Annotated in this window: 8 protein-coding genes and 1 tRNA gene; 5 read left to right on the top strand and 4 right to left on the bottom strand. The window is 38.8% G+C overall.

Going from position 1 to position 12695, the window contains the following annotated elements; all coding sequences use genetic code 11:
- The first annotated feature begins 689 nt into the window (after positions 1–689).
- The 4 genes from VB711_RS17045 (at position 690) to VB711_RS17060 (ending at position 5880) form a co-directional block, all read left to right on the top strand.
- Positions 690–1646, top strand: a complete 957-nt coding sequence (locus tag VB711_RS17045; RefSeq protein WP_323287433.1) for an RNA polymerase sigma factor, RpoD/SigA family — start codon at positions 690–692, stop codon at positions 1644–1646.
- Between the two features lie 310 nt (positions 1647–1956).
- Complete coding sequence (locus tag VB711_RS17050; protein WP_323287373.1) at positions 1957–2304, top strand: DUF760 domain-containing protein; 348 nt, start codon at positions 1957–1959, stop codon at positions 2302–2304.
- Positions 2305–2748: 444 nt separating this feature from the next.
- On the top strand, positions 2749–3840 hold the full coding sequence (ychF, locus tag VB711_RS17055; protein WP_323287374.1) for a redox-regulated ATPase YchF: 1092 nt from the start codon (positions 2749–2751) through the stop codon (positions 3838–3840).
- Between the two features lie 480 nt (positions 3841–4320).
- Positions 4321–5880, top strand: coding sequence for an ATP-binding protein (locus VB711_RS17060; RefSeq protein WP_323287375.1), 1560 nt, complete (start codon positions 4321–4323; stop codon positions 5878–5880).
- A gap of 720 nt (positions 5881–6600) precedes the next feature.
- Here VB711_RS17060 and VB711_RS17065 read toward each other — a convergent pair.
- The 4 genes from VB711_RS17065 to gshA all read right to left on the bottom strand — a co-directional run bounded on the left by VB711_RS17065 (position 6601) and on the right by gshA (position 11576).
- A tRNA-Met gene (locus VB711_RS17065) sits at positions 6601–6674 on the bottom strand.
- 133 nt (positions 6675–6807) lie between these two features.
- Positions 6808–8991: a peptidoglycan DD-metalloendopeptidase family protein gene (locus VB711_RS17070; RefSeq protein ID WP_323287377.1), complete on the bottom strand. Its 2184-nt coding sequence runs from the start codon at positions 8989–8991 to the stop codon at positions 6808–6810.
- Positions 8992–9760: 769 nt separating this feature from the next.
- On the bottom strand, positions 9761–10228 hold the full coding sequence (locus VB711_RS17075; RefSeq protein ID WP_323287379.1) for a tRNA (cytidine(34)-2'-O)-methyltransferase: 468 nt from the start codon (positions 10226–10228) through the stop codon (positions 9761–9763).
- Positions 10229–10436: 208 nt separating this feature from the next.
- A complete protein-coding gene (gshA, locus tag VB711_RS17080) occupies positions 10437–11576 on the bottom strand; it encodes a glutamate--cysteine ligase (RefSeq protein ID WP_323287381.1) in 1140 nt (379 codons plus the stop codon).
- A 408-nt stretch (positions 11577–11984) separates the two neighbouring features.
- Between gshA and VB711_RS17085 the strand changes: the two genes are divergently transcribed.
- The gene (locus tag VB711_RS17085; protein WP_323287384.1) at positions 11985–12677 is read left to right on the top strand and encodes an MBL fold metallo-hydrolase; all 693 of its coding nucleotides are present in this window, start codon (positions 11985–11987) and stop codon (positions 12675–12677) included.
- Positions 12678–12695 lie beyond the last annotated feature (18 nt).

A 12695-nucleotide genomic window follows, 5' to 3' on the forward strand; every position in this document is an offset into this window, starting at 1 on the left:
ACTTCTATTGCAAGTAACCACATAATAACCCTATATTGCTTATTTATTTTGGGTAGAAGAGAAATCTTGCCATTTTATAGTAAACTTGTTCTAGTCCTTTGTGCTTATAATTCTGACTTAGATAAAAGTTAAGTAATTATTATAGGAGCATGACTGTAGTTAACATTGAGATATTTTAACAAATATGAGGGAGCTATCTTCCCCCAACAGAATTGATGTTAGAGGCTTGAGATCCATGAAATTGAGTGAAAACACTGGATTAGACAATCTTGTGGAACCAGAAAAGATGTAATTTCTCGGTAGCCAAACCATTCTCATAAATGTTACAATTTGTAATAGTTCACAATGAACAAAAAATGTTTGACTTGTTACCTTATATCTAACCGTAGATACTTGCTAATACTGGGAAATAACTGTAACCTTTAGCAGTAAATAACCTAATTTGACTTAGTTATGAGTAACCAAATCTATCTGACCCTTAAATTGCAGACCACAGCATCGTTTCCGAGTTTGACCCAATTTAGATATTAGGTTGGTGTTGGTCAGTTGATACCTTACTCCTTGTGGGTAGAATCAATCCCAAATCCTAAATACCGAATCTCAAATTGATTAACTAGGTAGCACCCCAAACAGGGATTTATCAGTTAATGACCTTACTAGCAAACCCATCATCACCACAGAGTAGCGCCATGAAGACCGCTCAAACAGCCACCGACCTCGTGCGGACATACCTGCGAGAAATTGGCCGTGTGCCACTCCTCACCCACGAAGAAGAGATTTTCTATGGTAAGCAGGTACAACGAAGCTGTGCTTTATACGAAATTCGGGAAGGTCTTGCCGACGAACTAGGTCGTCAACCGAGTTTAGAAGAATGGGCAGCGGCAACCGGGCTAAACATAGTAGAGTTAAATGAAGCGATCGCTGACGGCGAAACGGCGAAACGCAAGATGGTAGAAGCCAATTTGCGCCTAGTTGTGTCCGTTGCCAAAAAATACATTAAACGCAACGTCGATTTACTCGACTTAATCCAAGAAGGTAGTATTGGAATGCAGCGGGGCGTAGAAAAATTTGACCCCACCAAAGGGTATAGATTTTCTACCTATGCCTATTGGTGGATACGCCAAGCCATTACCCGTGCCATAGCCGAAAAAGCTCGGACAATTAGGCTACCCATTCATATTACTGAAAAGTTAAATAAAATCAAGAAAGCCCAGCGTCAAATGTCCCAAACACTAGGACGGGCACCTACAGCTTTAGAACTAGCCCAAGAATTAGAACTCACCCCTACACAGGTGCGAGAGTATCTAGAAAGAGCGCGTCTACCATTATCTCTAGATTTGCGGTTAGGAGACAACTACGACACCGAACTTGGAGAAATGCTAGAAGACACAGGGGCAACACCAGAAGATTTCGTTATGCAATCTTCTCTATCTTACGACCTAGAGCGTCTGATGGGAGAACTCACCCCCCAACAAAAAGAAGTCATTAGTCTCCGCTTTGGATTAATAGATGGACAATCCCTAACTCTTGCTAAAATCGGCGAAATATTGAATATTAGCCGTGAACGAGTCCGACAAATAGAGAGAGAAGCCTTAAACAAACTCCGCAAATCCAAAGCCACCATGAACGAATATCTTGCTAGTTAATGATTGGCTAATTTTCAATTTTCCATTGACTCCACAGCTAAATCGGGGGGTTTACCATCAAAAAATTATTGGTCATTGGTTATTAACCTTCGATTAGTGAATGATTAACGACTGATGACTAATAATTAAATGGGTGAGAAAGTACGATGTTTTGGTACGGTTAAACCGACTCCCCAAGAAGGAATAACCTGTTACATTGGTTAGTATGAGAATATGCGATCGCGATCGTCATCTAAATCGAACAAAAATAGGTATTAATTATTCCTCTCGTAATCAGCATATTTAGCAGTTACAGTATAGGAGATCAAACGTGAGCAATCAATCTAACCGAGTTTCAGAATTTTTTCATAGTGAATCTGAAAATGGTAATTCATTATGGCAATATGTTAAATCTTTAAGTCCAGAAGCAGTTACTCAACTTTCTAAACCCAATTCTCCCGAAGTCCTTCAGGTCATGGAAAGAAACATTTTAGGACTTTTAGGCAACTTACCATCAGAACATTTTGGTATTACAATTACCACAAATAGAGAAAATTTAGGCCGTCTCTTAGCATCTGCAATGATTAGCGGTTACTTTTTGCATAGTGTAGAACAAAGAATGAACTTTGATGTGGCTTTACAAGGAAATGAAGCCAACGGTAGCAACACAGAAGACTAATATATTGAGAACGGTTCTTTTTAGTCCAGTATTTATGATCCGTTCTCTTAATTTAAAAAATAAACAACTGACTGTAGATTATTAATTGTCTGAATCAGGATGTCCAGGATTTTCATTGATGAATTATCTGTGAAGGTTGGAATACTATAAAATAAAGTTACAGTAATATTCAAGAAGTAACAGCGAACAATTCAACAGATAATTTATCAATCATCCTAAAATCTATATTTTTCACAGACAATCAAACAATCACATCCTGTTCGCGTAGCGTGGCGTTAGCCATAAATCCTAAAATCCCGTCTTTGATAATTTTGACACTACCAAAAAATTGAAGTTATAGAGCGATCGCAAGTATTACAAGTAGTATATTAGTAGGATACCCCAAACCATTCCTCAACCTGTTTGAACTATCCTGGTAATTGAAACCAAAATCCAAGACATAAAATGCTAAGAGCCGGAATTGTCGGACTTCCCAACGTCGGAAAATCCACCTTATTTAACGCTGTAGTGGCTAATGCTAAAGCTGAAGCCGCAAATTTCCCTTTTTGCACCATTGAACCGAATGTCGGCGTTGTTGCAGTACCAGATGACCGGTTAAATGTTCTGGCCAAAATTGCCACCTCCGAACAAATTGTTCCAGCGCGGGTAGAATTTGTCGATATCGCCGGCTTGGTTAAAGGTGCAAGTCAAGGAGAGGGACTGGGTAATCAATTTTTATCCCATATTCGGGAAGTTGATGCCATTGTTCATGTTGTCCGTTGCTTTGAAAACGATGATATTATTCACGTTGCCGGTTCTGTTGACCCAGCGCGAGATATTGAAATCATCAATTTAGAATTAGCTTTAGCTGATTTATCCCAAATTGAAAAGCGCATTGACCGAACTCGTAAACAAGCACGTACCAGCAAAGATGCACAATTTGAAGTAACGGTATTAGAAAAATTAGCCTCTGCTTTAAACGAAGGTCAATCTGTACGTCAGGTGAGTTTAGCCCAAGAAGAATCAGAAATCATTAAAGGACTGGGATTACTCACCAATAAACCCATTATTTATGCAGCTAATGTATCTGAAGATGACTTAGCAACGGGTAATGATTTTGTCGAAAACGTGCGAAAAATTGCATCTCAAGAAAATGCTCAAGTTGTGATTGTTTCTGCTCAAGTAGAAGCCGAATTAGTAGAATTACCAGAAGAAGATAAAGCTGATTTTCTTGCTTCTTTGGGTGTGGAAGAAGGTGGTTTAAAAACTTTGATTCGTGCTACATATATCCTGTTAGGCTTACGAACATATTTCACCTGTGGACCCAAAGAAACCCGTGCTTGGACAATTAATGCCGGAATGTCTGCACCTCAAGCAGCAGGGGTAATTCACTCTGATTTTGAACGGGGATTTATTCGCGCCGAAACTGTAGCTTATAATGATTTAGTTGCAACCGGTTCAATGAATGCAGCGAAAGAAAAAGGCTTAGTAAAAAGTGAAGGAAAAGAGTATATTGTCCAAGAAGGTGATGTAATGTTATTCCGGTTTAATGTGTAGATTAAACGGTAATTATATCATCCAGATTTTTTGTATCACTATCTTTTTAGAGATACACTGATCATCATCAAGAATTTGTAAATATATCTAGGGGTTTAGCGCTGGACAAACCCCTATTTTCATAATTGTCCTAACCACCTTGGTGGTTGCTATATCAGTCTTCGTGCGAAATAGTATAAATAGCGACTAACAAGAACTGCTATACTTATAAAAACTATTAAAATAAAATATATCTCCGTATTATTCCTGAAAAATCTGCTAATATCTTTTGATGACTATCAAAAAGTCTTGTTTATGGTAATTATTCGTTAAATATAAATACATAGTTAGTTTTTCTTAGGGAAGCCGTAGATATCATAAAACCCAGACACAAAAAATTAGACCCAGTGGTATCTATATTAACGTAAAGTGCATCAGAATCTTAAAATTAGTGATTTTAGCCTAAATTGTCGAAAAGAGTACAGGAGAGATTAGGTTATCATGATACCCAAATTAAGCCGATTTTTACCACAACACCATCTTTATTTAAGTAAATACAGAGTTATTTTACTTTCTTCCGCTTTGTTTCTTGGCTTTGATTTAGGTGTTCTTATTCCGAATTTTATTATCTCTTCTCAATTACAAGAAGATGCTGTAATTATTAACTTGGCTGGTCGTCAACGAATGCTGTCACAGAAAATTGCCAAAACTCTTTTGCAATTACAAGTTGCACAAACAATAAATGTCACAAACACAGCAACAAAAGAAGAATTAGCAAAAGCCTTCAATCAATTTGATGAAACTTTAACTGGACTATATTCAGGAAAAATTGTGACTGGTAGTGATGGAAAACCTGTTTTTATTACAGCAGTAAAAGATACTAAATCAAAACAATTAGTTACTCAAGCTAAAAAAATTTGGAATGTATATAAAATCAAAATAACTCCTGTTATTCTATCGAAAAATCAAATTTCTCCCCAGATATTGAGAGAGGCTATAATCTACTCTAACGAACATAATCTAAACTTATTAGATTTAATGAATCAGCTAACTACAGAACAACAAAATGTAGCTAATCAAAAAGCATCTGTGTTGCAGCTTATTCAAATTTCTGGCTTAGTAATGGCTTTGACCAATTTCTTTATCTTGCTTTCACACAGCTTAAAAAAATTAACAGATGGTGATGCTAAAATTGCAGAAACTTTAAATCAATTAGAAAAAACCCAACTTCAACTTATCCAAAAAGAAAAGATGTCCAGTTTAGGACAACTCGTTGCGGGAATCGCTCATGAAATTAATAATCCTATTAACTTTATTTCACCTAATATTCATCATGCTCATGAATACATTTCTAACTTATTAAATTTGGTAGAACTATACGAAAAATATTACTTACAACCCGTACCAGAAATAGATAATTTTGTGGAAGTAATTGATTTAGATTTTCTTAAATCAGATTTACCAGAACTACTAAATTCAATTAAAAATGGAACAATCCGTATTCAAAAAATCGTACTTTCTTTACGAACTTTTTCTGGCTTAGATGAAGCTGATCTCAAACAGATTGATATACACGAAAATATTGATAGTATTCTCATCATTCTTCAAAATAGATTGAATAATAAATTAAACCAACCCGATATCAAAATTATCAAAGAATACGATCAATTGTTACCACCAATAGAATGTTATATTGCAAAAATAAATCAGGTTATATTAAATATAATAACTAATGCTATTGATGTTTTAGAAATAAAACCATTCCCTCTAAGTCCTGAAATTCGCATTACTACTAAATTACTGGAAAATAATCATATTTTAATTTGTATTGCTGATAATGGTATTGGTATTCCAGAAGAAATTCAGCAAAGAATTTTTGACCCATTCTTTACAACTAAACCAGTGGGAAAAGGTACTGGTTTGGGATTATCTATGAGTTACAAAATTATTGTTGAAGAACATCAAGGAGAAATAAGATGTGTTTCTACTCCTGGAAAAGGTACAGAATTTCAATTAGAAATTCCTATTATTTATTCATTAGATGATTCTATAAAAATATAAATTTAATTCCTGATTGACTGCTAATTTTAATCAAGTGTAGAATTTACGGTGCGTCAGACTGTATGAATTTGGACTAAAAAGCTAGAGAAAAGCAGTCAGCAGTAACACTGACTCGCGTAAAGTCAATGAAAGTAATCAATAAATCATTGACATGATGATCCTAACACAATTAGAAAAATTCCGCCAAGGTATCTAGGGCTTGCTTAATAAACCTAAAACTGAGATATATCAAGAACTTGAAGGTTAAAAGGGTGAATCAGGTGCAAGGAATAAGGGTTAAAACTACCAAAAATCTATCACTTGACCAGATTCAAGACTATCTTCTCTTCTTCTAATTCTTCCTTACCGACCACCAGAAACAAAAACACTAAAAGAAAGAACTCTGAATCAGGATTTAAGGATTTTCAGAATGAAAAGAAATTAAAAATCGCTAAAATCGGAAATATTCCCAGATAAAGATTCAGACAAAATCCTGTAAATCCTCTAATCCTGGGCATCCTGATTCAAACAAATAAGGATATCCATAAACCAACATCGTGAAAATCCTTAAATCCTGGATATCCTGATTCAGACAATTGAAAATGAACTTTTCGTTTCTTCTACGGTGCGTCAGACCCGATCATTTCACCACCATTAGATATATTTTTCCATCTGACGCACCCTACTAACTGACGGGTGTGGAAGCCAACAGATAAAACCATCTTCGATCAACTGAAAATATGGCTCAGGTCGGATTCGAACCAACGACCCCAGGCTTATGAGTCCCGTGCTCTAACCTACTGAGCTACTGAGCCAAAGTTTTTAACCTTTTTTAATATAGCATATTGACTCGGCTATGGCAACTACCCTGGGAAAAAATTTTTGTCTAACAAAAACAAAGGAGGGATCTAAAATCCCCCCTCTATTCTACTGACAATAAATTAGAGCTTATACTCGGTTGGGCAAGAAGGCGATGGGGTTAATTGCTCCCTTGCCTGTACGATGAACTTCAAAGTGGCTGTGAGGTCCAGTGCTGAATCCCGTACTACCCATAGCAGCAATTGTTTGTCCTTGCTGGACTCTTTGACCAGCTTGCACTAAAATCCGGCTATTGTGAGCATAACGGGTAAGACTACCATCATCATGGCGGATATCTACTAGGTTGCCATAACCACCTTTGTTCCAACCGGCTTTTTCTACTACACCATCAGCAGCAGCGTAAATTGGTGTGCCGGTGGAGTTAGCAATGTCGATACCTCTGTGCATTCTGCCCCAACGCCAGCCGTAGCCGGAGGTAAGAACTCCTTTTGCTGGCCAGATGTAGGCGGTAGATGAGGGGTTGGTAGTCTCGTCTACGGCTTTAGGTAAATATCTATCTACCGCAGCTAAAGGTGGCAACTGTGGAGATACGGTAGTTCCGCGCAATTTACCCAGGGAGTCAGTTGAGTTTCTGCCGGCGGAAGGAACTACTAACATGATGTTAGATGTGTTGTTGGGGTTTTTCCAACCGGAAGTTCCTTGATTGGGCAGAAATTCGGGGTTAATTGGCTCGTTAGGGCGGCTGGTTGCCCGGAATAAGGAGGGGACTGTTTTGTTGCTGTAGTTAGGCTGTAGGGGTTTTGGTACGGGAATCTGAATTGCTTGGGATGCAGATTGTTGTTCAGTTCCGGCTACGGCGTTGCTTGTTTCAATGGAAATCGGTACGGCACCATAGGTTTGATTAACTGTTGGTATGGTGACGGATGACTGTTGAGTGCGGTATTTCTCGCGCAGTCTTTCGATTTCGGCTTGTAAGCTACGCAAGCGATCGCTACTTTTGCCCTTGACTAACTTTTGCCCTTGGTTTTCATCTAGTGAATTTTCCTTTAAGGCTCTTGGCAGCGGAGTTTCGCCACCTATACCCGATGAATCATCATCTGTGGTGACTATTTCTGATTCAGGGGTGAGGGCAGGAATATTTGCTTGAATCCCTGTGTTTGCTACTGTGGGGACGGTAACAATTTTGTTGTTAGGAACAACTACAGATTCAGCAACAATTGGCGGATTGAATTTAATATTACTCTGATTTTCTATCGGCCAATTGATGTTAGGAGTTTTAATTTGGCTGCTTTGTAGCTGATTCGTAGGAATAATCAGTTTTTGGCTGATTTTTATTTGGTTAGGATCAGTAAGGTTATTAACCTTCACTAATTCTGAGACTGAGATACCGTGGTTGTTAGCGATCGCTATTAATGTATCTCCTGGCTTAACTTCGTAGTTTGTTTTTCTTGGAGTCGATTGAGCGACAACTATGCCTGGTACGGGCGCTAATGGTTGCTCTAATATTGGTGCATTTGCCTCTTTGCTCTCTTTTAACCGCGATATGAGTTGATTTTGGCTAGAATCAATCATTTTTTCTGTTTGTAGTGAAGCACTCCCCTTCGCTACCGTTATTGGCCTTGCCAAATCAATCTCGGTTGGTGATGTCTTTTCGGTTTCTTTAGACCGCAACTGGGCTAGACTCTTTCTTAACCGATTGGATTTTTCCTGTAAGCGATTGAGGGCAAATTCTTGCTGTGCTTTCAGTTGTGTATCTACATTACCTGTATCTTCTGCTGACACAGTTATAGCTGTACTGTTGCTGTCGGCGTTCTCCTCAGTGCTGCTAGGTTGTCCTTCTCCCTCTGTTTTTATTTGGGGCTGTAAGTGGCTGGAGGTAGAATTTGTTTCTAATACAGGAACTTGAACAGCCATACCTTTAGCTGAGATTTGCCATTTAGCTTCAAGCCCAGGTAATGGTGAGACTGCTGTTGGTTGGATGATGACAGGATTTTCAGGCACGCTCACTGATGAGACGGCTGGTGATTCCAACTTGGTGACGGCAAATTTCATGTCAGTCTCTGAGACAGCCGGAACGCTTGAAGCTGCTTTTTGACTGCCAACAGGAGCCGCTGCTTGGGCTTGATCGCTTTGTCGAGTCACCAAAAGACTTGTTGCTCCCATTGATATTGCTAACCCTATCATGGCGACTTGGGTTCGCGCCCGGTGATGAGTTTTGGGATTCTGCACGTTCATTTGCTCTACCGGGACACCATCATTATTGGGGGTATTTTTCAACACAGCCTTCACTCTCTTTTTTAATGCTCGTTTCAAAGACGACCTCCTAATGATCACTAGCTCTTAACTGATGCTGATTCTGAAGTTTGATTTTTTGATCAAACAACATATCAAGATCACATTCACCAGAGATGCTTACGCAAGATTAACCTGCTTCTCTGATTTAGACAAGCTCACTTGTGTGAGTAAACCTTAAAGTTTTTGTGTTTACTTGTCTTTTACCAATTCTTAAACCAAAAACTATTCGCTTTTTATAGTTGTCTGTAGATAACGTTGCTGTTAAGGCGGGGATTTAGACAAACTTAATAGCTTTGCTAAGTCTACCTCGCTATTAGCTTTTGAATTGGCTCAGACATAATGGTGAAGCGATGATCCCGATATAAATGTTTTCAAGACTTTCTTCACCAATCAGTCTTACCAATATGAGACTTTACGTTGATTGTTCACCACAAGACAACCGTACAAATTCCGAATTGATTTTGCCCTTTTTTTATGTCCACTAATGACACAATTGCTCAAATGCTTTCTATTCAAAGTTTTTGGCGTTTTTATTTTCCTATGAGAATAGATGTCACTTTACAAAAATCTATCATTTAATATGGACTTGTCTTTAAAATTATCATTTAAATTTCTTATATGAAGCTAGTTTGTATACTATCAGGGAACAGGGAACAGGGAACAAGCGTTGAAACTACCAAAAATCCAGATCACAAGTATATTCTTCTCTTCTTCTAATTCTTCCTCCTGACTCCTGACTCCTGACTCCTGACTCCTGACTCCTAACCCTAACGAAAAGACCTTTTCATCAAACCCTATCTAAATAACCTAACTGACGGCGAGATTCAAACAAGCTGATGGCGACACTAACAGATAAATTCAAGCTGCGAACCCCTGGTTCAGCCATGGGTATGTGAAGAATGTTGTCACAGGTTGAAAGAACCTCCGGGGGTAGCCCTTGGGTTTCGCTGCCAAATAGTAGCCAGTCATCGGCTTGGAATTGACAATTTATATAATTTATGCTACCTCTGACACTAAAACCTAACAACCTGCCACCTCTTTGCTGATGTAGGCTGTGGAATGCTTCTATCGTTGGGTGGTAATGGAGTTTGACATAAGGCCAGTAGTCTAAACCTGCTCGTTTGAGATAGCGATCGCTAATTTCAAATCCTAAAGGGCCTACCAGGTGTAATTCTGTGGCTGTCGCTGCACAAGTTCGGGCAATATTGCCTGTATTTGGGGGAATTTGTGGATTAACTAAGACTACCTGGGGCATAGAACAATTAAAAATGAAGGAAGTTGGTAAGGCTAAATTAGGTTATCAGAAAAAAATCTACCTGATGACAGATAAAGTTCATCCATAGGTTTTGTTAATAAGTCACAAATCGTAAATAATGATTAGATTTTTTAAACAAAAAATGACTCCTAATGTTGGGTTTTGGGAATTTAAACTGTATAAGCTGTTCCCAAACCCTAGTTCTCAATTAAGCCGATAAATAGGAACACAGCTTGTTTTCTAGTTCTAACTCCCGTTCTGCGGTGGCAATCATGGCTTGTTTAATCACGCACTGGGTATCAAACCCGACTTTGTGTAACTGTAACCACTGTTGCGCTTCATTGCCTTCCCGGAGAATTTTCTGCAAGGGAGACAGAAAACAGCTAAAACCTTGTTGTTTAGCAATGACCCAAACTTGTTGATATAGTTCCTCAATCCAATCTCTGGCGAGTATGGTGTTACCATTTTGCCAATGCTGTAATTGAGCATCCAGACTGAATTTTGCTGCTGCTGCTTCGTTTTTGGCGGTTAAGGCGATCAGTTCTGTGGGAGAAAAGCTGCTTTGGGTTAAGGGGTCAATCTGGGGATTGTCAATAATTTGTAACAATCTGGCTTCTAGTAAGGCGGTTATTGCTAATAAGCCGATGGGATCTGTGACTAAATCACAAATTCGCAATTCTAAACGATTTAAATCATAAGGACGGCGATCGCCATTGGGACGCACTGACACCCACAAATGTCGCACGTTTTGCATTGTCCCGGTCATTAGTTGTTCTTCTACCCATTGAATATGATGGGCATGACTGGTAAATAAGGGTACATTAGCGGGGGTTTGGGGGAAGACTCCCCAACGGGTGGAGTGATAACCTGTGGCTTGGTTATTTAAAAAGGGTGATGAAGCGCTTAAAGCTAGGAATAGGGGTGCTTCTAGGCGAATTACTCGACAGGCTCGCATTAATACTTCTGGATCACTGATACCGATATTAATGTGGACGCTGGCGGTGACTACTTTTGTGCCGTAGGTTTGTTCTATGTAGTCATGATAGGGGTTGGTGGGGTCAGAACGCAAAAAGCGATCGCTCCCTCCTAAAGATAAGGTACTCCCTGGAATTAATGTATAATCACCTAGACGTTGCAGGTATTTCCGCAATTCCCGCCGGGGACGCAGTAAGGAACATAATTGATTTTCATAACTACTGGATGGTTGAGTGATGTATTCGACGTTGCGGCTATCTGGCTCCCGCATATACCCATCCAATGCTGTGGTAATTTTATCTGAGAGTCCGACGATTTCACCTTGATGTGTGCCAGTGTACATCTCTATCTCAAAGCCCTTTGATAAGACCACGTTATTCTCCTCGGCTCTCGTAATTTTAGTTTATTGTATCGAATTAGACGATTTTTAGCATTACTTAACTTTTTTAGAACTTACGCACAAGTCACTGAAAAACAAACCACAGAGGCACAGAGTTCACAGAGAACGGAGGTTTTGAGAGATATTTTGCAGAAATCCTGTTTTTTAAACTATTAATGTCTGAATCAGGATATCCGGGATTAAAGGATTTACAGGATTAAAACACAATACAGTTCAGTTAAAAATTTGTTCTTCTCTTTTCTCTGTGTCCTCTGTGCCTCTGTGGTTCGTTTTAATTTATTACCACTGACCAAATTTCTACTTTTTTTATTTTCCTATTGCCATATTACCATTTAGTGATATTATTAGATAGTTGAGATAAAAAAATCAGGAGTAGCCAAGATGTTATTTAGGCAACTGTTGGATAGAGAAACAAGTACATACACTTATTTAGTTGCTGACCCTGTAAAGAAAGAAGCGATTTTAGTCGATCCAGTATTAGAACAGGTGGAACGGGATTTCCAATTGCTTGAGGAACTAGGACTAAAACTGAAATTCTGTTTAGAAACGCATATACACGCTGATCATATTACTGGGACAGGTAAACTACGAGAGATGACAGGTTGTTTAGGAGTAGTACCAGGAAATGCCCATGCTGCTTGTGCAGATAGGTCGATCAAAGATGGAGAAATATTGGAATTAGGAAATGTAAGAGTGAGAGCGATCGCCATTCCCGGTCATACTGATAGTCATAACGCCTATTTAGTTAATGGTACTCACCTATTAACCGGAGATGGGTTGCTAATTCGCGGTTGTGGAAGGACTGATTTTCAAAGTGGGAATGCAGGTGCTATGTACGACAGCATTACCCAAAAACTATTTACTCTACCTGACGAAACCCTAGTTTATCCAGGTCACGATTATCAAGGTTTCACGGTTTCTACTATTGGGGAAGAAAAGCAATGGAATACCCGCTTGGTAGGACGAAACCGCGATGAATTTAGGGAATTAATGGCAAATCTCAATTTACCTCATCCGCAAAAGATTATGGAAGCAGTACCAGCTAACCAACGTTGTGGTGATGTTGCTGCTTGAGTTGTTCTGTATTTAACC

The sequence above is a fragment of the Cronbergia sp. UHCC 0137 genome, from assembly GCF_034932285.1.
In the GTDB taxonomy this organism is placed as follows: domain Bacteria; phylum Cyanobacteriota; class Cyanobacteriia; order Cyanobacteriales; family Nostocaceae; genus Cronbergia.

Bases quoted from the DNA above. Each gene is read 5' to 3' on its own strand.
- VB711_RS17045 (WP_323287433.1), top strand. From the start codon at position 690: ATGAAGACCGCTCAAACAGCCACCGACCTCGTGCGGACATACCTGCGA.
- VB711_RS17060 (WP_323287375.1), top strand. From the start codon at position 4,321: ATGATACCCAAATTAAGCCGATTTTTACCACAACACCATCTTTATTTA.
- VB711_RS17075 (WP_323287379.1), bottom strand. From the start codon at position 10,228: ATGCCCCAGGTAGTCTTAGTTAATCCACAAATTCCCCCAAATACAGGC.
- ychF (WP_323287374.1), top strand. From the start codon at position 2,749: ATGCTAAGAGCCGGAATTGTCGGACTTCCCAACGTCGGAAAATCCACC.
- VB711_RS17085 (WP_323287384.1), top strand. From the start codon at position 11,985: ATGTTATTTAGGCAACTGTTGGATAGAGAAACAAGTACATACACTTAT.